Raw genomic sequence first — 21211 nt, 5'->3', positions numbered from 1 at the left:
TCATAAGGTGAAGCGGATAAATAAAGACAAAGGTAATAAATTCGCTCTAAAATTTAAAGCTTTTCAGGAGCGACTTGGAATTCAGTTCCATGATGAAGGATTACTTATTCAAGCATTTACACATTCATCTTATGTGAATGAGCATCGAAAAAAGCCTCACGAAGACAATGAACGGCTTGAATTTTTAGGAGATGCTGTTTTAGAACTAACCATTTCCAAATTCCTCTTTAAAAAGTTTCCAATCATGAGTGAAGGTGAGTTAACAAAGATGCGTGCGGCAATTGTTTGTGAGCCATCATTAGTAACCTTTGCAAATGAATTAAAGTTTGGGGAACTCGTTTTACTAGGAAAAGGAGAGGAAATGACTGGTGGTAGAGAGCGACCAGCCTTACTTGCTGATGTATTTGAGGCATTTATTGGAGCGCTTTATCTTGATCATGGATTAGAGGTTGTCAACCAGTTTTTGGATAAAACAGTCATACCTAAAATTAATGCGGGTGCTTTTTCTCATGTGATGGATTTTAAGAGTCAGCTACAAGAGCTTGTCCAGCGGGATGGAACTGGAGTTATTGAATATAAGGTTCTCCAAGAAAAGGGACCAGCCCATAGTCGTGAATTCGTTTCACGCGTTTCTTTAAATGGCGAGGAACTTGGAATAGGCACAGGACGATCGAAAAAGGAAGCTGAACAGCATGCGGCAGAAATTGCCTTACAAAAGCTGAAGAACAAACAAAAATAAGTAGCGTACCCCACGATATCGTGGGGTTATATTTTTGCCTATACAAGTATTACTAGAAAAAGACATCCAATAAAATACTTGTTTATGATAAAATATGTAGGACTTTAAATTGTAATTGAGGGGGAAGTTTATGTTCCTCAAACGTTTAGATATAGTAGGATTTAAATCGTTTGCTGAAAGAATTGCAGTAGATTTTGTACCTGGGGTTACGGCTGTCGTTGGGCCGAATGGTAGTGGTAAAAGTAATATCACTGATGGTATACGATGGGTTCTCGGAGAACAGTCAGCAAAATCATTGCGTGGGTCGAAAATGGAAGATATCATTTTCGCAGGAAGTGATAGTCGCAAAGCACTAAATGTAGCTGAAGTAACATTAACGTTGGATAACGAAGATCAATTTTTACCAATCGACTATCATGAAGTGAGTATAACTCGCCGTGTATACCGGTCTGGTGAAAGTGAGTTTTTAATAAATAAACAAGCATGTCGTTTAAAAGATATTGTGGATTTATTAATGGATTCTGGACTTGGCCGTGAAGCTTTTTCAATCATTAGTCAAGGAAAAGTAGAAGAAATTTTAAGCAGTAAAGCTGAAGAACGACGTAGCATTTTTGAAGAAGCGGCAGGGGTGTTAAAATACAAAACCCGTAAAAAGAAAGCAGAATATAAGCTTGCTGAAACACAGGAAAATTTAAATCGTGTTAACGACATCATTCATGAGCTTGAATCACAAATAGAGCCACTGCAAATCCAGTCTTCGATTGCAAAAGATTATCTTGAAAAGAAGAAAGAGCTAGAAACAATCGAAGTAGGCTTAACTGTTTATGAAATTGAAGATCTTCATGAAAAATGGGTGAAGCTATCTAAGCTTGTCGAAGAGCATAAAGAGCAAGAACTTTCTTTAAACACAAAACTCCAAGGCAAGGAAGCCAAAATTGAAGAACTACGAGCTGGTATTGAAGCGGCTGATTCATCAATTCATGAATTGCAACAACTCCTGTTAAGGACAAGTGAAGAACTTGAAAAATTAGAAGGTCGCAAAGAAGTATTAAAAGAACGCAAAAAAAATGCATCGCAAAACAAAGGCCAGCTTGAAAATTCAATTCTTGAACTTTCACAAAAGCTGGAGACTCTAAAAGAAAATAAGCAAACTGAGCAACAAGAACTTTCGAAGCTAAATGAAGAAGTTAAAGTACTTGGACAGCAGTTAAAAGAAAAGCAAACGTTACTTGCTTCGTATGACCAAAATATTGAAGAGAAAATTGAGAATTTGAAAAGTGATTATTTTGAGTTGCTAAATAAACAGGCTTCTTTTCGAAATGAAATTGGCTATATTAATGATCAGCTTTCACAGCAGGAAGCGAAAGTAGCTCGTTTAGATGAGTCAAATCAAAAATATCTAGTAGAGCGCAAAGAAATTCTCGATGAGAAAGTACGTCTACAAACAAAGCTCTCTGTAATCGAACAAGAGATAAATCACCAAATTGTTTCTTTTAGAGAATTACAAGGAAAGCTAGAGAATGGAAAGAAAAACTATCAGAAACAAGAAAGCATGCTTTATCAGGCATATCAATACCTGCAACAAACGAAGTCTAGAAAAGAAATGCTTGAAGAGATGCAGGATGATTATTCTGGATTCTTCCAAGGAGTTAAGGAAGTTTTAAAAGCAAGAAATGATCAACTTGAAGGAATCGAAGGTGCAATTGCAGAATTAATTCAAGTTCCAAAAGAATATGAGACCGCTGTTGAAATCGCATTGGGTGCGGCAACACAGCATATTGTCGTGGACAATGAAAAAAATGCTAGGTCTGCAATCCAGTATTTGAAGAAAAATTCGTATGGTCGAGCAACGTTTTTACCGATGAACGTCATAAAAGAACGTTCAATATCTGCAACCCAACTTGTCGCAATTAAAGGACATCAAGCATTTATTGGAGTAGCTTCTGAATTAATTTCCTACGAAGAAAGATACCAATCTGTTATTTCCAATCTGTTAGGAACAATTATTATTACAAAAGATCTAAAAGGTGCGAATGAGCTTGCATCGCTTGTTGGGCATAGGTATCGAATTGTCACGCTTGATGGAGATGTTGTAAATCCTGGTGGTTCGATGACTGGGGGAGCTGTCAAACAAAAGTCGAATTCTTTATTAAGTAGAGGCCGTGAGCTTGAGGCAATAACAAAAAAGTTAACGGATATGGAAGTTAAAACAACAGAACTCGAAAAAACGGTCAAAGATAAGAAAAAGCTAATTGCCCAGCAAGAAGAAATGCTTGAAAAGCTCCGTCAAACAGGAGAAACATTACGCTTAAAAGAGCAAACGATTAAAGGTGAATATCGAGAAGTTGCTTTGAAAGAGCAAAACGTGAATGAGCATTTAGAATTGTATGATGATGAGAAGCAACAATATCAACTGGATAAAGAAAAGATGACAGCTCGATTAGAAGAGCTTAAGCATAAATTAGCTGCTCTTGATGAAGAGCTGCACTCTTTAGACAAGACGATTGCCCAATTAAATTCACAAAAGTCTGACCAACAAACTTCACGTGAAACAGTACAAACAGAAATAACAGAGCAAAAGGTTATTTTAGCCAGGAAAAAACAAGCACTCGAACATCAACAAGAAAAGGTGAATCGATTAGAGGAAGAGTTTAATGACGGGCACGCTAAGCTTACTGAGTTGAAAGAGGATTTAGCGCTTCTTGATAATGAAATGACTTCTAGTAATTCAGGTGAATTAGAGCTTGAAGAAGCAGCAAAGCAAAAACTAAATGATAAGAACGAAGCAATCCAAATGATTAGCAATAAGAGAGACCATCGCCTCCAACTACAAATGACTCTTGAAGATCTAGAGCGTGAATTAAAGGAATCAAGACGTCAGTACAAGCAGCTCGTAGACATTCTACAAGAGGAAGAGGTAAGGGTGAATCGCTTAGATGTTGAACTTGAGAATGGTTTAACACATCTTCGTGAGGAATATTTATTAACCTATGAGGCTGCTAAAGAACAATTTCCTCTTCAAATCGAAGTTTCCGAAGCAAGAAAGAAGGTAAAACTGATAAAGCTTGCTATTGAAGAGCTTGGTACTGTCAACCTTGGAGCAATCGACGAATATGAGAGGGTATCTGAACGCTTTACATTCTTGACAGAACAACAAAATGACCTGCAGGAAGCAAAGGATACGTTGTTTCAAGTGATTGATGAAATGGATGACGAAATGAAAAAGAGATTTGAAACTACTTTTACAAGTATTCGATCCCATTTCGAAAAGGTTTTCCAGGCTTTATTTGGTGGTGGACGAGCAGACCTTCGTCTAACTGACCCAAATGATTTATTGAATACAGGGGTAGAAATTGTTGCTCAGCCTCCCGGGAAGAAACTCCAGAACTTAGGGCTTTTATCTGGTGGGGAAAGAGCATTAACTGCAATTGCATTGCTGTTTTCAATCCTTAAAGTACGTCCTGTTCCATTCTGTGTACTTGATGAGGTGGAGGCTGCACTTGATGAAGCAAATGTGTTCCGATTTGCGCAATATTTAAAGAAATTTAGCAATGAAACACAATTTATTGTTATTACTCATCGTAAGGGTACAATGGAAGAAGCTGATGTGCTATATGGTGTAACGATGCAGGAATCTGGAGTTTCCAAACTTGTTTCGGTTCGACTTGAAGAATCGAAGGAATTTGTATCGCAAACGTAGAACGAAAGGGGATTTACATGAGTTTCTTTAAAAAATTGAAAGACAAGATTTCCAATCAGGCTGACTCAGTAACTGAAAAATTTAAGGATGGTTTATCAAAAACTCGTAATACCTTTTCAGAGCGAGTTAATGATTTAGTTGCTCGCTATCGAAAGGTTGACGAGGACTTTTTTGAGGAACTTGAAGAAATATTAATCGCTGCAGATGTTGGCGTATCTACCGTGATGGAACTTATTGATGAATTGAAGATGGAAGTCAAACGAAGAAACATTCAAGACACAAAAGACGTTCAAAGTGTGATCTCGGAAAAACTTGTTGAGATTTACCAAGGAAACGAGGAACAATCACCCAAGCTAAATATTCAGGAGGAAGGTCTTACTGTCATTTTAGTTGTGGGTGTTAATGGAGTGGGTAAAACCACATCAATTGGTAAAATTGCAAACCGTTTAAAAAATGAGGGGAAAACTGTCCTTTTAGCAGCGGGAGATACATTCCGTGCAGGTGCAATTCAGCAGCTTGAAGTTTGGGGCGACCGTGTCGGTGTAGATGTAATCAAACAATCAGAAGGTTCAGATCCAGCAGCAGTTATGTATGATGCTGTACAAGCGGCAAAATCCCGAAACGTTGATGTCTTAATATGTGATACAGCGGGACGTCTTCAAAATAAGGTCAACCTTATGAAAGAGCTTGAAAAAGTTAAACGCGTCATTGAACGTGAATTACCGGGTGCCCCGCATGAAGTCTTACTCGTTCTTGATGCGACAACAGGACAAAACGCGTTAACCCAAGCTAAAACATTCTCAGCAGCCACTGATGTAACGGGAATTGTATTAACAAAATTAGATGGTACGGCTAAAGGCGGAATCGTCTTGGCAATTCGAAATGAACTAAACATTCCTGTAAAACTGATCGGGCTTGGGGAAAAAGTAGACGACCTTCAGGAATTTGATGCTAAAAACTACGTTTACGGTCTATTTGCAGACCTTGTCGAGAAAGCAGAAGAATAAGTAACGATTCAGAGCCTGATTACACAGGCTCTTTTTTCGAGGTAGTTTGACAATGAGTATTTGATAGTAAAGTAAATTAACTTGACAACCTAATGTGAAATAGGTAAACTATGAGTTGTAAAGGTATTTCACTTAACAAGGGGGAGATACTATGCTTGAAAAAACAACGAGAATGAATTATCTATATGATTTCTATCAATCGTTGTTAACGCCAAAGCAAAGAAACTATATGTCTTTATATTACCTAGATGACTTTTCCCTTGGTGAAATAGCAGAGGAATATGAAATTAGTCGTCAAGCTGTCTATGATAATATCAAGCGTACAGAGACAATGCTTGAAGAGTACGAGGAAAAACTGTTACTATTTCAGAAATTTCAAGAGCGAAGAACACTGATTGCCGAGCTAAAACGACTTTCTCATCAATATGATGATAGCGCAGAGCTTCAAAATGTGATACAGTTGCTTGAGAAATTAGAATAAGGGGCGGTGAAAAAATGGCATTTGAAGGATTAGCCGACCGACTGCAAGGGACACTACAGAAAATTCGTGGTAAGGGAAAAGTATCAGAATCCGATGTAAAGGAAATGATGCGAGAAGTACGTCTAGCACTACTTGAAGCAGACGTAAACTTCAAAGTTGTAAAAGATTTTGTAAAGCGAGTCAGCGAACGAGCTGTTGGACAAGAGGTAATGAAAAGCTTAACACCAGGACAACAAGTTATAAAAGTTGTTCAGCAGGAGCTTACAGCCCTTATGGGTGGAGAGCAAAGCAAAATTGCGGTTGCCAAAAGACCGCCAACCGTTATTATGATGGTTGGTTTACAGGGTGCAGGTAAAACCACAACTACTGGGAAGCTTGCCAACCTATTACGTAAAAAACACAATCGTAAACCACTTCTTGTTGCTGCAGATATCTATCGTCCAGCTGCGATTGACCAATTACAAACATTGGGCAAACAACTTAATATGCCGGTCTTTTCACTTGGAGATCAGGTAAGTCCTGTTGAAATAGCAAAACAAGCAATTGATAAGGCAAAAGAAGAGCATCATGATTATGTGTTGATCGATACAGCGGGACGTTTGCACATTGATGAGGAATTGATGGACGAGCTTAAACAAGTCAAAGAAGTTACTCAGCCTGATGAGATTTTCCTTGTTGTTGACGCAATGACAGGTCAGGATGCAGTCAATGTCGCGCAAAGCTTTAATGATTTACTTGGTTTAACGGGTGTCGTTTTAACGAAGCTTGATGGGGATACCCGTGGTGGTGCAGCATTATCAGTTAAAGCTGTTACAAACACACCAATTAAATTTGTGGGTCTTGGTGAAAAATTAGATGCTCTAGAACCATTCCATCCTGAACGTATGGCTTCACGTATTTTAGGGATGGGGGATGTGCTTTCGCTCATCGAAAAAGCCCAAGCTTCCGTTGATGAAGATAAAGCCAAAGAGCTAGAAAAGAAATTTAAGTCTATGTCGTTTACATTTGACGATTTCCTCGAACAGTTAGCACAGGTGCGTAAAATGGGTCCTCTTGATGAGGTTCTTGGTATGCTCCCAGGTGCTAACAAAATGAAGGGTCTGAAGAATGTTCAGGTTGATGATAAACAAATCGGTCATGTCGAGGCTATCATTCGTTCTATGACAAAGGCCGAGAGGGAACAACCTGAGATCATCAATTCAAGTCGTAAAAAACGAATTGCAAAAGGTAGCGGTCGAACTGTTCAAGAAGTAAACCGTCTCTTAAAGCAATTTGAAGACATGAAGAAAATGATGAAGCAAATGACAAATATGACAAAAGGTAAGAAAAAAGGATTCAAATTTCCTTTTATGTAATACCTAGTCCTAGTTGTCCAGCTTCAGGCGCTATCTGCTCGAGGTCATAAGTCAATCGCTTCTGAAGGCAAAAAACGCCTTCTGTCAGCGCTTTTCTTATGCTTGTCGCCGATGAACGAGCGCCCTGCGCTTTTCTATTTAAAATGTAGTAATAATAACCATTTCATTGATGTAAAGAAAAAACACTTTACAAACAGATGTGGAACAGTTAATATTATATCTTGTTGAAATATTTTCGGAGGTGCTATATAAAATGGCAGTAAAAATTCGTTTAAAACGCATGGGAGCAAAAAAATCTCCTTTCTATCGTATCGTTGTAGCTGATTCTCGTTCACCACGTGATGGACGTCAAATTGAAACAGTAGGAACTTACAACCCAGTTGTTCAACCTGCAGAAGTTAAAATTGATGAAGAATTAGCATTAAAATGGTTGCAAAATGGTGCTAAACCATCTGACACAGTTCGTAACTTGTTCTCAAAACAAGGAATTATGGAGAAATTCCATAACGCAAAAAACGGTAAGTAATGGGTAACTTACAGATGAAAGAGTTAATTAGAACAATCGTACAGCCACTGGTTGATCATCCTGAAGAAGTCAATGTCACTGAAGACTCAGACGACCGCAATGTCACTTATTTGCTAAGCGTGAATAAAGAAGATATGGGTAAAGTTATCGGGAAACAAGGCCGTGTTATTAAGGCGATTAGAACTGTTGTCTATGCAGCAGGAACAGGACATAATAAACGAATTCATCTAGAAATTAACGAATAAAAAGAAAAGTGTAGGCGGCTTGATCAGAAACGAGAAATTTGGAGACTCCGACGTAGAAGTGGTTTTTGCTTCTGCTGAAGGAGTTGAAGATTCTCGAGTTTCTAACCGCTGGAACTAGACCAAACAAGGAAAAGGGAGAGGGCAACCTCCCCCTTTTTTCTATAAGTGGATGTTTAAAAAGTCCGGTGAAAATGACGCATCTAATTTCTGCGAATATTACTCCTAGAAGATCATAAATAACTAGGACATGCGCTTGCGTCTACTAGTATATTCTAGAAGTCAATTCCTCAGCGCAAGGCTGCAAGGATGTAACTCAAGCAGTTGCCTCGCTCCGGTACTCGGGAGCTCGCGCCGCCTTGAACTTTCAACGTACAGGACGTACTAGTGTCGACAAGACATGAGGCCGTGGCGTTTTTGTCGACCCGGTCCTTTTCATCCTCCTTTTTGAACATTTATATAAATTCATGAGGGTTGTGTGCACGTGAAAATCATCCAAACAGTTGAAGTAAAACAAATTTTAACGGATAAAAGCAAAGCAAAGCTCATCGATTCATTACAAGTCGATAAAGTTCAACTACTTAAAGAATGCGAGCAGCTCAAGTTTGAACTAAGAAAAATGGAAAAGCTTAAGAAATTTGATTCTGCAAAAATTAACCTTTATTTCACCAATGAAATTAACCTTAGGCAAGAAAAAATCAAACAATTTGAGTTTCAAATCGAACAAATACATATGCTACCCATAGGCAGTGAAATAAAGGAAAAAGAAGTACAATCGATTATTGATATAAATGTAGGGGATAACTGGGATGAAGTAACAACTGCACGAACAATTATTATTAAAGAAGGTATAGTTGAAGAAATTCGTTAGAGGTGAAATAAATGGACAAGTGGTATAACGTAGGAAAAATTGTAAATACACATGGAATTAAAGGCGAGGTTCGCATTATCTCTAGAACAGATTTCCCTGAAGAGCGTTATAAGGTTGGAAATACATTACATATCTTTATAGCAGATAAAGAACCTTTAGAAGTTAAAGTCCAATCACACCGTACTCATAAAAACTTTGATTTAGTTACTTTTGAAGGTTACGACAACGTTAATGATGTGGAACAATTTAAAGACTCCCTAGTTAAAGTACATGAAAGTCAACTTGGTGCATTAGAGGAAGGAGAATATTACTTCCACGAAATAATTGGTTGTACTGTTGTTACGGAGGAAGGCGAAGAATTAGGACCTATTAAAGAAATATTAACACCAGGTGCGAATGATGTGTGGGTTGTAAAAGGTGCAAAGGGTAAGGAAATTTTGATTCCGTTTATTGATGATATCGTGAAAGAAATTGATATTGATGAAAAAAGAATCACTATTCACCTCATGGAAGGATTAATCTAACATGAAAATCGATATCTTAACCCTTTTCCCAAATATGTTTAATGGCGTACTGGGTGAATCCATTTTAAAAAAGGCACAAGAAAAAGAGAAGGTTTCGTTCAGGGTTGTAAACTTCCGTGAATATGCCGATAACAAACATCAAAAAGTTGACGACTATCCTTATGGTGGTGGAGCTGGAATGGTATTAATGCCGCAGCCCATCTTTGATGCCGTTGAAGATCTTACTAAACAAACAGAATCAAAACCTAAAGTTATACTTTTATGCCCACAGGGAGAGAGATTTACCCAACAGAAAGCTGAACAATTGGCAAAGGAAGATCATTTGATCTTTATTTGTGGCCACTATGAGGGCTATGATGAGCGGATTAGAGAAAATTTAAGTACGGAAGAAATTTCAATTGGTGATTTTGTTTTAACTGGCGGTGAACTTGCAGCAATGGTTATCTCAGATAGTGTTGTTCGACTTTTACCAGGAGTATTAGGTAATGAGGATTCACCAGTGCTTGATTCTCATAGTACGGGATTACTAGAACACCCTCATTATACAAGACCTGCAGATTTTAGAGGGATGACCGTACCTGATGTCCTTTTATCTGGAAATCATATGCATATTGAAGAATGGCGGGAAAAAGAATCACTTAGACGAACATATAAAAGAAGGCCAGATTTACTTGAAAGCTATCAACTTTCACCTAAACAAGAAAAATGGTTAAAAGAAATTAAAATAGATGAAGAGTAACTATTGCAACGGTATCAGGAATATGGTAATATACTCTTTGTGACTTGGGCAATTTGTCCTTGTCTTATTAAGATGTTCCGCTGCAATGAATGTATATTGGTAAGAGCATCTGTTGGAAGGAGTTGAAAAGACGATGCAAAACATTATTGAAGAAATCACAAAAGAACAATTAAGAACTGACCTTCCTGTTTTCCGTCCTGGAGATACAGTACGTGTACACGTTAAAGTTATCGAGGGTAACCGTGAGCGTATTCAGGTATATGAAGGTGTTGTGATTAAGCGTCGTGGTGGTGGAATTAGCGAAACTTTCACTGTTCGTAAGGTATCTTACGGAGTTGGTGTTGAACGTACATTCCCAGTGCATACACCAAAAATTGCGAAGCTTGAAGTAGTACGCCGTGGTAAAGTACGCCGTGCGAAATTATACTACTTACGCGAACTTCGTGGTAAAAAAGCACGTATTAAAGAAATTCGATAATAAACGAGAAAGGAGCTTGTATAAAATTAACAAGCTCCTTTTACATTTGTACAAATTCTATTTATAATAGTAGGATAATACATACTCTATTCTTATATAAAAAGCTATTTGGTAGATGAGAAAAGAACAGGTGGAGGAGCAATGATGGCCAAACAAAAAAATGAACTTTGGGAATGGATTAAAGCGCTAGCCATTGCTGTCATATTAGCAGCAGTAATCCGTTATTTTTTCTTTGCACCGATTGTAGTAGATGGGCTTTCAATGATGCCAACCTTACATCACCAAGACCGTATGATTGTTAATAAGATCGGTTATAAGGTGGGTGAACCAGACCGATTTGACATCGTAGTCTTCCATGCAACAGTCGAAAAAGATTACATCAAGCGGATAATAGGATTACCTGGTGATCGAATTGAATATAAAAACGATATCCTCTACATTAATGATGAACCGTACGAAGAACCCTATCTTGATGAATATAAGAAAAACCTAATTGATGGACCACTTACAGATCCATTTATTTTAGAAGAAGTGCCAGAAGGTCACCTGTTTGTCATGGGGGACAATCGCCGCTACAGTAAGGACTCGCGCCATATCGGCCCAGTCCCAATCAGCGAAGTCCTAGGTGAAACAAGCCTAATCTACTGGCCAATATCTGATTTTGGTATTGTAAAATAAACGAAAAAGACAACTTAACAAAATAAACCATATAAGTTGGTGAAGATATTGACAATTCAATGGTTTCCAGGCCATATGGCAAAAGCGAGAAGACAGGTCACCGAAAAACTCTCTCTCATTGATATTGTATTCGAACTTGTTGATGCTAGGATTCCTGCATCATCCCGAAACCCAATGATAGATGAAATCATAAAAAATAAACCAAGGCTTCTCCTTTTGAATAAAGCAGACATGGCCGATCCAAAACTAACAAAAGAATGGATTTCATATTATAAAGAAAACGGTGTACATGCCCTCGCTATTAATTCACAAGAAGGTAATGGCATGAAGCAAATCGTTAGTGAAGCAAAGGTAATTTTAAAAGAAAAATTTGACAAAATGGCTGCAAAAGGGATTCGACCACGAGCAATACGAGCATTAATTGTTGGGATTCCTAATGTCGGTAAATCGACATTAATTAATCGCTTAGCAAAGAAAAATATTGCACAAACGGGTGACCGTCCTGGGATTACGAAAGCTCAACAATGGATCAAGGTTGGTAAAGAGCTAGAGCTCCTTGACACACCTGGAATTCTTTGGCCAAAATTCGAGGATCAAGAAGTGGGTCTAAAATTAGCAACAACTGGAGCTATTAAAGACACAATTCTAAATCTGCAGGATATTGCTGTGTATGCCCTTAGATTTTTAGAAGAAAATTATCCTGAGAATTTACAAGACCGTTTTGGTCTTGAAGAAATTCCTGATGATATCGTATTGCTATTTGATGAAATTGCCAAACGTCGTGGTAGCATGATGTCTGGTGGATTTGTAGACTATGATAAAACAGCAGAATTAATTATTCGAGAAATTCGAACTGAAAAATTAGGCAGGTTAACATTTGAGAAACCTTAAGGTTCGCTTTATAGCGAGCCTTCATTTTTTTTCGAAAATGACGATATAACTTACATGAAGCATTAGAAATTGAAGGTGAAAACATGTCACAATTGACAATCAAAGATATCGAAAATCAACTATCCATGATACATAATGAACAGGATCAGTTTTTAAAGGACTGTGAAAATGATTCTCGCAAAGGGGTTCAAGTTCTTCTGCAACGATGGAGAAAGAAAAAAGCTGAAGAAAAGGCCTTAGAGCAACAATTTAAAGAAATGACCCAATATGAACAAGGCCTTTATAATATGGGGTATCGTTTTATAGCGGGAGTCGATGAAGTCGGTCGTGGTCCATTGGCAGGCCCAGTAGTTGCAGCTGCTGTCATTTTACCTCAAGATGCTTTTTTACCGGGCCTAAATGATTCAAAAAAACTATCTGAACAAAAACGAGAAGAATTATTCCAACAAATAACAGAATGCGCGATTTCTATCGGTATCGGGATTATACCTGCAGAAGTTATTGATGAAGTAAATATTTATCAAGCAACAAAGCAAGCAATGAAAAAAGCACTTATGGCTCTTTCTGAAAAACCTGATCATCTATTAGTTGACGCAATGGAAATACCAATCGCTATCCCTCAAACGTCGATCATTAAAGGAGATTCAAAAAGTGTTTCGATAGCAGCGAGCTCAATTATTGCAAAAGTGACTAGAGACCGTTTAATGGTCCGCCTAGGTCATGAGTATCCTCAATACGGGTTCGAAAAGCATATGGGATATGGTACAGCATATCATCTTGATGCGCTTAAAAAATACGGCGTTACAAGCGAACACCGACGTTCATATGCTCCAATTCGACAGATAATAGAGGTAAAATGATGATCCCAGTTCATTTAATACAAGCAATATTTAAGAGTGGAGCTGTACAAAAGCTTCACTCTCTTTCAAATGCAAGTCAGGGAGAAGAAAAAACACAAATTTCTTCCACCAACCTATCGAGGTTATTATCTGTAAAGACGAGTGAAATCTCTAAAAATGCATTCCAGCAAAATTCCTTATATCAAATGGACACAGTTGACCTAACGTCGAATGACCCTAGTCAATTTCTTCAATACCAATTTACCTTTCAAACTCAAGATAATAAGAACGTTTCTCTTTGGATGAATGGAAGGAAGAAAAATGGGGAAATTGATTCTGATTTTTGTCGTTTACTCTTTTCAATAGAACTCAAATATTTAAATGAAGTAGTCATTGATGTAAAGGTTCAAAATCGTATTATATCAATAGTGATTATTAATCAATCAGATAAAGTCGAGTCTTTGGTCAGTGAATTGAAATCTACCCTCCAAACGAATTTAGTTCCTTTAGGGTACCAGCTTTCATCAATAAAGATAAGTAACACATTAGAGAGGGACAACGTGATTGGTCAAATCGACTCAACTCAAGTTCATGAAAGAGTAGATCTAAAAATATGAAAAAAGGACAAAAGAACAAAGCGAAAATGGCTGTTGCTTTGTCATATAACGAAAAAATAGACTCTGAGCCTAAGGTAATTGCAAAAGGTAGCGGGCTTGTAGCCGAAAATATAATTGAACAGGCAAAAGAACATGAAGTTCCAATACAAGAGGATACAGCTTTAGTAGAGTTGTTAGGGGAACTTAGAATAAATGAGGGGATTCCTGATGATTTATATCAAGTCGTTGCAGAAATTTTTGCTTTTGTTTACGAAATAGATAAATATCTTGAAGAATCAAAAAAATAGTTTTGTGGTATAGTAAATTAGTCATTATTTGTAGAAAAAAGAACAAATTCATGCGAAATGGTAGACAAGTAGTTAATTCAGTTATAAAATGAAAGCGCAGTCTAATTTTGTCGAGTTAACATCATAAAGAATGAGGAAAAAATCCTATCTCAGTATGATGTAAATTTCTATGCAAATAAGATTTTTCGGAAAAATTATAATTGTCATAGAAAGATTAAAAAAGAAAATGTATAATAACATTTGGACTGACAAAAAAATTCTTTGCTTTTATACATAAGAATGGAGGATGGGAAATGAATATCCATGAGTATCAAGGAAAAGAGATCCTCAGAAAATATGGGGTAGCTGTTCCAAATGGTAAGGTTGCTTTCACGGTTGATGAGGCTGTTGAAGCTGCAAAAGAACTTGGTTCCCAAGTTTGTGTTGTTAAAGCACAAATTCACGCAGGGGGTCGTGGTAAAGCGGGTGGAGTTAAAGTAGCGAAAAACCTAGATGAGGTTCGTACATATGCTAATGAAATCCTAGGTAAAACGCTTGTAACACACCAAACAGGACCAGAAGGTAAAGAAGTAAAGCGTCTTCTAATTGAAGAAGGCTGCGATATTAAAAAAGAGTACTATGTTGGACTAGTACTTGATCGTGCTACTTCTCGTGTGGTTTTAATGGCATCTGAAGAAGGTGGAACAGAAATCGAAGAGGTTGCTGAAAAAACACCTGAAAAGATTTTCAAAGAAGTAATCGATCCAGTAGTTGGATTATTGCCATTCCAAGCTCGTCGTATTGCTTTCAACATTAACATTCCAAAAGAATTAGTGAATCAAGCTGTTAAATTCATGACTGCTTTATACACTGCATTCGTTGAAAAAGATTGCTCAATTGCTGAAATTAACCCATTAGTTGTAACAGGCGATGGTAAAGTTATGGCGCTTGATGCAAAATTAAACTTTGATTCTAACGCATTATACCGTCAAAAGGACGTGCTTGAATACCGTGATTTAGATGAAGAAGATGCAAAAGAAATTGAAGCATCTAAATATGATTTAAGCTATATTTCACTAGATGGAAACATCGGATGTATGGTTAACGGTGCAGGTCTTGCTATGTCTACGATGGACATTATTAAGCACTACGGTGGCGATCCTGCGAACTTCCTTGATGTTGGAGGCGGTGCAACTGCAGAGAAAGTTACTGAAGCATTCAAAATCATTCTATCTGATGAAAACGTTAAAGGTATTTTCGTAAATATCTTTGGTGGAATTATGAAGTGTGATGTAATCGCAGAAGGTGTTGTAACTGCAACGAAAGAAGTAGGCTTGGAAATTCCTCTAGTAGTACGTCTTGAAGGAACAAACGTAGATTTAGGTAAAAAGATCTTACAAGAATCTGGTCTGAACATTACAGCTGCTGAATCAATGGCAGATGGTGCACAAAAAATCGTATCACTAGTAGGATAGAAAGGCAGGGGACAAACATGGGTGTTTTTGTTAATAAAGATACAAAAGTAATTGTTCAAGGGATAACAGGTGCAACTGCATTATTCCATACAAAACAAATGCTTGAATATGGTACTAAAATTGTTGGTGGTACTTCACCTGGTAAGGGTGGAACTGAAGTAGAAGGAGTTCCTGTATTTAATACTGTAAAAGAAGCAGTAGAACAAACAGGTGCAACAGCTTCAGTAATTTATGTACCTGCTCCATTTGCAGCAGACGCAATTATCGAAGCAGTTGATGCTGAATTAGATTTAGCAATCTGTATTACTGAGCATATACCAGTATTAGACATGGTGAAAGTGAAACGCTATATGGAAGGTAAGAAGACTCGTTTAGTAGGTCCTAACTGTCCTGGTGTTATCACTGCTGATGAATGTAAAATCGGAATCATGCCTGGATATATCCATAAAAAGGGACATGTAGGTGTTGTATCACGTTCTGGTACATTAACTTATGAGGCTGTACACCAATTAACACAAGCTGGAATTGGTCAAACAACTGCAGTTGGTATTGGTGGAGACCCAGTAAACGGAACGAACTTCATCGATGTATTAAAAGCATTTAACGAAGATGAAGAAACATATGCGGTTATCATGATTGGTGAAATCGGTGGAACAGCTGAAGAAGAAGCTGCTGAATGGGTTAAAGCAAACATGACTAAACCAGTTGTTGGATTTATCGGTGGACAAACTGCGCCTCCAGGAAAGCGTATGGGCCATGCTGGTGCGATTATTTCTGGTGGTAAAGGTACTGCTGCTGAAAAGATCAAAACAATGAATGAATGTGGAATTAAGGTCGCTGAAACACCATCAGTTATGGGCGAGACATTAATTTCTGTTCTTAAGGAAAAAGGTTTATACGAAAAGTGTAAAACTCACTAATATATACACGAAAGAGGCAGTTCTTGTCTAGAGAACTGTCTTTTTCTGATGAAAAAAAGGAGAATTTATGGACAAATTTCGAGAAAACTTAATACATCTTCACCACTGTCGAGGAATAGGTTGGAAATCGATTTATAAAATACTACAGCATGATTCATCCCTCTCCCAAATTTATAAATACCCCCCTTCCCTTTATGAAAAAATCCTTTCATTGTCTAAAAATCAACTAACTATTTTTCTAAAAGATTTGCATTCTTTATCAATCCAAAGTATGCTAAAACAATATAGCGATAATAATGTGGGGATAATTACCATATTTGATCAAGAGTATCCTAGACTATTGAAACAAATTTATGATCCACCATGGGTCATTTATACGCTTGGAGACAAATCCTTGCTAAATAGTAAGAAATTATTAAGTGTTGTTGGTTCACGTACACCATCATCAACTAGTTTACAGAGTATGAAAAAAGTTTTAGAACCTTTGATTAAGCAAAATTGGGTATTGGTTAGTGGTTTAGCGCGTGGTATTGATACAATGGGACACCAATTAGCAATCCGAAATAATGGAAAAACAATTGCAGTCATCGCTGGCGGTCTTCATCATATTTATCCTCACGAGAATAAAGAGTTAGCAACTACCATCACTCAGAATCATATACTTATTTCTGAATATCCCCCATCCACAAAGCCTGAAAAATGGCAGTTTCCGATGCGAAATCGAATTATTAGCGGTTTAACTCAAGGAACTCTTGTCGTTGAAGCAAAAGAAAAAAGCGGTTCATTAATTACTGCTGATCAAGCTCTAAACCAAGGCAGAGAGGTCTTTGCGATACCAGGTTCGATATTAGAACCTTCATGTGTAGGAACGAATAAGTTAATCCAATCCGGAGCAAAATTAGTCCTTACAAGCGAGGATATTTTATCAGAATTTCATACTTTTGAATAAAGAATAACTAGTTAAAATGTATAAAAATAAATTTAACAGTTTGACAAACGGTACATGAATATTTAATAATATGGAGGATTTATTATTAAATTAGGCAATATTTATTATAAATGGAAAATTAATTTAACCTCTAAGGAGGAAGCGATACATGTCGGACTATTTAGTCATAGTTGAATCACCAGCAAAGGCAAAAACAATTGAGAGATATTTGGGTAAGAAATATAAAGTAAAGGCTTCAATGGGCCATGTACGAGATCTACCAAGAAGTCAAATGGGTGTAGATGCAAAAAATGATTTTGAAGTAAAATATATTACTATTCGTGGAAAAGGACCAGTGTTAAAGGAATTAAAAACTGCAGCAAAGAAAGCAAAGAAAGTCTTTCTAGCAGCCGACCCCGACCGCGAAGGAGAAGCAATCGCTTGGCATTTGGCACACTCGTTAGATCTTGATATTACTTCTGATTGTCGAGTTGTATTTAACGAAATTACAAAGGATGCCATTAAAGAATCCTTTAAACATCCACGTCCAATTAATCAGGCACTAGTAGATGCACAACAAGCAAGACGTGTTCTTGACAGATTAGTAGGCTATAATATTAGCCCGTTGCTTTGGAAGAAAGTAAAAAAAGGTTTAAGTGCGGGACGAGTTCAATCAGTTGCAGTTAGATTAATTATTGATAGAGAAAAAGAGATTCAAAATTTTGAACCGGAAGAATATTGGTCAATTAAAGCGAACTTTTTAAAAGAAAATGAAAAAGTACAATTTGAAGGGCAATTTTACGGTGTAAATGGAAATAAAATAGAGTTAACAAATAAAACCGAGGTAGAAGATATCCTTTCTCAAATTGAAGCTGAATTCTCTGGGAGCGGTGATGAGTTAACAGCGGTGATTTCTAAAAAAGCGAAATCATTTACCATTACATCTGTTACAAAAAAAGAACGTAAAAGAAATCCGGCACCACCATTTATTACATCTTCCCTACAACAGGAAGCTGCGCGTAAATTAAATTTCCGTGCGAAGAAAACAATGATGCTTGCTCAACAATTATATGAAGGAATTGACCTAGGTAAGGAAGGAACAGTTGGTTTAATCACATATATGCGTACAGATTCAACTCGAATTTCAGAGACAGCCGTTCAGGAAAGTTCCCAATATATTGAACAGACATTTGGAAAACAATTTTTAACAGATACAAAAAGGAAAGAGAAAAAAGGTGCGAATACACAGGATGCTCACGAAGGGATTCGCCCGACTTCAGTCTTCAGAGAACCAAATAGTGTGAAACAATATTTAAGCAGAGATCAACTTAGATTATATAAATTGATTTGGGAGCGATTTGTTGCTAGTCAAATGGCTTCTGCAATCTTGGATACAATGAGTGTTGACCTAAATTATGGAGACGTTGTGTTCAGAGCCACTGGATCAAAAGTTAAATTCCCTGGATTTATGAAGGTTTATGTTGAGGGTAATGATGACAATGTTGAAGAAAAAGAGAAGATGCTACCTGATTTAAAAGAGGGTGACCGAGTATTTGCTACAGATATTGATCCGAAGCAACACTTTACTCAGCCACCTCCAAGATATACGGAAGCTCGACTTGTTAAAACGATGGAGGAACTTGGAATAGGAAGACCTTCAACTTATGCACCAACTTTGGATACTATCCAGAAAAGAGGCTATGTTTCCTTAGATAATAAACGTTTTGTTCCTACCGAATTAGGGGAAATCGTAGATGAGTTAATGCTTGAATTCTTCCCGAGAATTTTAGATGTAGAATTTACTGCAAAAATGGAGCATGACCTTGATGAAATTGAAGAAGGTAAAACTGAGTGGATCAAAATTATTGATGAATTTTATCAGGACTTTGAAAAGAGATTAGAAATTGCAGAATCAGAAATGAAGGAAGTAGAAATTAAGGATGAACCTGCGGGTGTAGATTGTGAAAACTGTGGTCATCCTATGGTTTACAAAATGGGTCGCTACGGCAAATTCATGGCCTGTTCCAATTTTCCAGATTGTCGCAATACAAAACCGATTGTAAAAGAAATCGGGGTTCCTTGTCCGAAATGTGAAAAAGGAAATATTGTTGAGAGAAAAAGCAAGAAGAAAAGAATTTTTTATGGTTGCGATCAATACCCAGAATGTGATTTTCTATCTTGGGATAAACCACTAGCTCGGAAATGTCCAAAGTGTGAAAACCTATTAGTTGAGAAAAAACTCAAAAAAGGAATTCAGGTACAATGTGCACAGTGTGATTATAAAGAAGAAACTCAGAAGTAACATGTGGTGGTGAGCAGCGTACAGCTCACCACTTTCCATTTTCTATCGGAAAAAGCGGATTTCTTACGCAATTCAGAATTTTGTAAAAAAATCAGAGTTTTTATTTGCAAGGGCTACTAAATTGTGATAATATTTAGTAGCCCTTGTGAGGTGGATAAATTGGAAGATGTGAACAAATCGTTACAGTTATTCAAAGAATATTTACAAATTGAGAAAAATTATTCAGAATATACTATTGTGCATTATGAACAGTCAATTGAAGACTTTTTCTTATTTATGAACCGAGAAACAATCTTAAATCTTACTGACGTAACATATTCCGATGTGCGTTTGTATCTAACTGAGCTTTATAAGAAACAATATGCAAGACGTACTGTTGCAAAAAAAATATCAACATTGCGCAGTTTTTTTAATTTCCTTTTAAGGGAGAAGCTTATTTCTCAAAATCCCTTTATACTGGTGTCATTACCAAAAAGGGAACAAAGACTTCCCCATTTTTTATATGAAGAAGAATTGGAAAAGCTATTTAGAGTTTCAGATGTTTCAACTTGCTTAGGGCAACGGGATCAAGCTTTACTTGAGTTATTATATGCGACTGGAATCCGTGTAAGTGAATGTTGTAAGCTCACTCTCCAGGACTTGGACTTTTCAACAGGAACCGCGTTTGTTCACGGAAAGGGAAACAAACAGCGATATGTCCCTTTTGGAAGCTATGCTGAACAAGCACTAACAAACTATATATCCAAAGGTCGCAAGGATTTACTTGAAAAAGCTTCAGTACATACAAACCATTTATTTCTTAATTTCCGGGGTGGACCACTAACAACAAGAGGAGTCAGGGTAATCTTAAATAATATGATTAAGAAGACGTCTTCTACTATTCATATTAGTCCACACGTATTAAGACATACTTTTGCTACACATCTTTTAAACGAGGGCGCTGATATGAGGTCTGTACAAGAACTGCTGGGCCATGAAAGTTTGTCATCAACACAGGTGTATACACATGTTACAAAGGATCATTTGCGAAATATCTATAAGTCCTCACATCCACGTGCATAAGGAGGTTGTTTGAGAAATGTCTAATTTTCATGCAACAACAATATTCGCTGTAAAACATAAAGGAAAATCAGCAATGGCTGGTGATGGTCAAGTTACCTTTGGAAATGCCGTTGTTATGAAACATACAGCAAGAAAGGTACGAAAACTATTTCAAGGAAGGGTTATTGCTGGTTTTGCGGGGTCGGTCGCTGATGCGTTTACCCTATTTGAAATGTTTGAAGGACGCCTAGAAGAGTTTAATGGAAATTTGCAAAGGGCAGCAGTTGAACTTGCAAAAGAATGGAGAAGTGATAAAATTCTTCGTAAATTAGAGGCAATGCTTATTGTGATGGATGAGAAGGATTTGCTACTTATTTCTGGAACAGGCGAAGTAATTGAGCCAGATGATGGAATTTTGGCAATTGGCTCTGGTGGGAATTACGCGCTCTCTGCAGGACGTGCATTAAAAAAATATTCAGGTGATCATTTAACTGCAAGGGAAATTGCAAAAGCTTCATTAGAAATTGCAAGTGAAATTTGTGTGTATACAAATGAAAATATTATAGTTGAAGAACTATAAGGAGGGGATACC

The 21211-nt window shown here is 37.2% G+C and carries 22 protein-coding genes; all 22 read left to right on the top strand.

Annotated elements, in window-relative coordinates; all coding sequences use genetic code 11:
* Positions 1-7 precede the first annotated feature (7 nt).
* The 22 genes from rnc (at position 8) to hslV (ending at position 21199) form a co-directional block, all read left to right on the top strand.
* Positions 8-739, top strand: coding sequence for a ribonuclease III (rnc, locus tag NST91_RS15855; protein ID WP_309099328.1), 732 nt, complete (start codon positions 8-10; stop codon positions 737-739).
* Between the two features lie 130 nt (positions 740-869).
* Positions 870-4439 (top strand): chromosome segregation protein SMC, encoded by a 3570-nt coding sequence (smc, locus tag NST91_RS15850; RefSeq protein ID WP_341331918.1) that lies wholly within the window; start codon positions 870-872, stop codon positions 4437-4439.
* A 17-nt stretch (positions 4440-4456) separates the two neighbouring features.
* Positions 4457-5446, top strand: coding sequence for a signal recognition particle-docking protein FtsY (ftsY, locus tag NST91_RS15845; RefSeq protein WP_099352394.1), 990 nt, complete (start codon positions 4457-4459; stop codon positions 5444-5446).
* Positions 5447-5597: 151 nt separating this feature from the next.
* Positions 5598-5927 carry a putative DNA-binding protein gene (locus NST91_RS15840; RefSeq protein WP_099352395.1) on the top strand — a complete coding sequence of 110 codons (330 nt, stop codon included), beginning with the start codon at positions 5598-5600 and terminating at the stop codon, positions 5925-5927.
* Positions 5928-5941: 14 nt separating this feature from the next.
* Positions 5942-7282, top strand: a complete 1341-nt coding sequence (gene ffh, locus NST91_RS15835; RefSeq protein WP_099352396.1) for a signal recognition particle protein — start codon at positions 5942-5944, stop codon at positions 7280-7282.
* Positions 7283-7535: 253 nt separating this feature from the next.
* Positions 7536-7808 carry a 30S ribosomal protein S16 gene (gene rpsP, locus NST91_RS15830; RefSeq protein ID WP_077617792.1) on the top strand — a complete coding sequence of 91 codons (273 nt, stop codon included), beginning with the start codon at positions 7536-7538 and terminating at the stop codon, positions 7806-7808.
* A 14-nt stretch (positions 7809-7822) separates the two neighbouring features.
* Entirely contained in the window at positions 7823-8053 is a 231-nt protein-coding gene (locus tag NST91_RS15825; protein ID WP_341331917.1) for a KH domain-containing protein, read from the top strand.
* Positions 8054-8534: 481 nt separating this feature from the next.
* Positions 8535-8921, top strand: a complete 387-nt coding sequence (locus NST91_RS15820) for a YlqD family protein (RefSeq protein WP_341331916.1) — start codon at positions 8535-8537, stop codon at positions 8919-8921.
* An 11-nt stretch (positions 8922-8932) separates the two neighbouring features.
* Positions 8933-9445 (top strand): ribosome maturation factor RimM, encoded by a 513-nt coding sequence (gene rimM / locus NST91_RS15815; RefSeq protein WP_121446558.1) that lies wholly within the window; start codon positions 8933-8935, stop codon positions 9443-9445.
* Between the two features lies 1 nt (position 9446).
* On the top strand, positions 9447-10184 hold the full coding sequence (trmD, locus tag NST91_RS15810) for a tRNA (guanosine(37)-N1)-methyltransferase TrmD (protein WP_309099333.1): 738 nt from the start codon (positions 9447-9449) through the stop codon (positions 10182-10184).
* Between the two features lie 133 nt (positions 10185-10317).
* Entirely contained in the window at positions 10318-10662 is a 345-nt protein-coding gene (rplS, locus tag NST91_RS15805) for a 50S ribosomal protein L19 (protein ID WP_121446560.1), read from the top strand.
* A gap of 144 nt (positions 10663-10806) precedes the next feature.
* Positions 10807-11340: a signal peptidase I gene (gene lepB / locus NST91_RS15800; protein WP_341331915.1), complete on the top strand. Its 534-nt coding sequence runs from the start codon at positions 10807-10809 to the stop codon at positions 11338-11340.
* A gap of 48 nt (positions 11341-11388) precedes the next feature.
* Positions 11389-12231 (top strand): ribosome biogenesis GTPase YlqF, encoded by an 843-nt coding sequence (ylqF, locus tag NST91_RS15795; RefSeq protein ID WP_341331914.1) that lies wholly within the window; start codon positions 11389-11391, stop codon positions 12229-12231.
* An 83-nt stretch (positions 12232-12314) separates the two neighbouring features.
* Entirely contained in the window at positions 12315-13091 is a 777-nt protein-coding gene (gene rnhB, locus NST91_RS15790; RefSeq protein WP_341331913.1) for a ribonuclease HII, read from the top strand.
* Positions 13091-13687, top strand: a complete 597-nt coding sequence (locus NST91_RS15785) for a hypothetical protein (RefSeq protein WP_341331912.1) — start codon at positions 13091-13093, stop codon at positions 13685-13687. The genes rnhB and NST91_RS15785 overlap by 1 nt, the downstream gene beginning before the upstream one ends.
* Positions 13684-13974: an EscU/YscU/HrcU family type III secretion system export apparatus switch protein gene (locus tag NST91_RS15780; protein WP_341331911.1), complete on the top strand. Its 291-nt coding sequence runs from the start codon at positions 13684-13686 to the stop codon at positions 13972-13974. The genes NST91_RS15785 and NST91_RS15780 overlap by 4 nt, the downstream gene beginning before the upstream one ends.
* 293 nt (positions 13975-14267) lie before the next feature.
* Complete coding sequence (gene sucC, locus NST91_RS15775) at positions 14268-15428, top strand: ADP-forming succinate--CoA ligase subunit beta (protein ID WP_341331910.1); 1161 nt, start codon at positions 14268-14270, stop codon at positions 15426-15428.
* Positions 15429-15445: 17 nt separating this feature from the next.
* Positions 15446-16348: a succinate--CoA ligase subunit alpha gene (gene sucD, locus NST91_RS15770; protein WP_099352406.1), complete on the top strand. Its 903-nt coding sequence runs from the start codon at positions 15446-15448 to the stop codon at positions 16346-16348.
* A 67-nt stretch (positions 16349-16415) separates the two neighbouring features.
* Positions 16416-17297, top strand: coding sequence for a DNA-processing protein DprA (gene dprA / locus NST91_RS15765; protein ID WP_341331909.1), 882 nt, complete (start codon positions 16416-16418; stop codon positions 17295-17297).
* Between the two features lie 148 nt (positions 17298-17445).
* Positions 17446-19578 (top strand): type I DNA topoisomerase, encoded by a 2133-nt coding sequence (gene topA, locus NST91_RS15760; protein ID WP_341331908.1) that lies wholly within the window; start codon positions 17446-17448, stop codon positions 19576-19578.
* A gap of 159 nt (positions 19579-19737) precedes the next feature.
* Positions 19738-20640 carry a tyrosine recombinase XerC gene (xerC, locus tag NST91_RS15755; protein WP_341331907.1) on the top strand — a complete coding sequence of 301 codons (903 nt, stop codon included), beginning with the start codon at positions 19738-19740 and terminating at the stop codon, positions 20638-20640.
* Between the two features lie 16 nt (positions 20641-20656).
* Positions 20657-21199, top strand: coding sequence for an ATP-dependent protease subunit HslV (hslV, locus tag NST91_RS15750; RefSeq protein WP_341331906.1), 543 nt, complete (start codon positions 20657-20659; stop codon positions 21197-21199).
* The last annotated feature ends 12 nt before the right edge of the window (positions 21200-21211 follow it).

Origin of the sequence: Ferdinandcohnia sp. FSL W7-1320 (genome assembly GCF_038050315.1) — a bacterium.
In the GTDB taxonomy this organism is placed as follows: domain Bacteria; phylum Bacillota; class Bacilli; order Bacillales; family Bacillaceae_L; genus Ferdinandcohnia; species Ferdinandcohnia aciditolerans.
This window is presented reverse-complemented; position numbering and strand designations above follow the sequence as displayed.

Bases quoted from the DNA above. Each gene is read 5' to 3' on its own strand.
- hslV (WP_341331906.1), top strand. From the start codon at position 20,657: ATGTCTAATTTTCATGCAACAACAATATTCGCTGTAAAACATAAAGGA.
- smc (WP_341331918.1), top strand. From the start codon at position 870: ATGTTCCTCAAACGTTTAGATATAGTAGGATTTAAATCGTTTGCTGAA.
- NST91_RS15785 (WP_341331912.1), top strand. From the start codon at position 13,091: ATGATCCCAGTTCATTTAATACAAGCAATATTTAAGAGTGGAGCTGTA.
- NST91_RS15780 (WP_341331911.1), top strand. From the start codon at position 13,684: ATGAAAAAAGGACAAAAGAACAAAGCGAAAATGGCTGTTGCTTTGTCA.
- rimM (WP_121446558.1), top strand. From the start codon at position 8,933: ATGGACAAGTGGTATAACGTAGGAAAAATTGTAAATACACATGGAATT.
- topA (WP_341331908.1), top strand. From the start codon at position 17,446: ATGTCGGACTATTTAGTCATAGTTGAATCACCAGCAAAGGCAAAAACA.
- trmD (WP_309099333.1), top strand. From the start codon at position 9,447: ATGAAAATCGATATCTTAACCCTTTTCCCAAATATGTTTAATGGCGTA.
- ftsY (WP_099352394.1), top strand. From the start codon at position 4,457: ATGAGTTTCTTTAAAAAATTGAAAGACAAGATTTCCAATCAGGCTGAC.
- ffh (WP_099352396.1), top strand. From the start codon at position 5,942: ATGGCATTTGAAGGATTAGCCGACCGACTGCAAGGGACACTACAGAAA.
- NST91_RS15825 (WP_341331917.1), top strand. From the start codon at position 7,823: ATGAAAGAGTTAATTAGAACAATCGTACAGCCACTGGTTGATCATCCT.
- dprA (WP_341331909.1), top strand. From the start codon at position 16,416: ATGGACAAATTTCGAGAAAACTTAATACATCTTCACCACTGTCGAGGA.
- sucC (WP_341331910.1), top strand. From the start codon at position 14,268: ATGAATATCCATGAGTATCAAGGAAAAGAGATCCTCAGAAAATATGGG.
- sucD (WP_099352406.1), top strand. From the start codon at position 15,446: ATGGGTGTTTTTGTTAATAAAGATACAAAAGTAATTGTTCAAGGGATA.
- rnhB (WP_341331913.1), top strand. From the start codon at position 12,315: ATGTCACAATTGACAATCAAAGATATCGAAAATCAACTATCCATGATA.
- lepB (WP_341331915.1), top strand. From the start codon at position 10,807: ATGGCCAAACAAAAAAATGAACTTTGGGAATGGATTAAAGCGCTAGCC.
- rpsP (WP_077617792.1), top strand. From the start codon at position 7,536: ATGGCAGTAAAAATTCGTTTAAAACGCATGGGAGCAAAAAAATCTCCT.
- rplS (WP_121446560.1), top strand. From the start codon at position 10,318: ATGCAAAACATTATTGAAGAAATCACAAAAGAACAATTAAGAACTGAC.
- NST91_RS15840 (WP_099352395.1), top strand. From the start codon at position 5,598: ATGCTTGAAAAAACAACGAGAATGAATTATCTATATGATTTCTATCAA.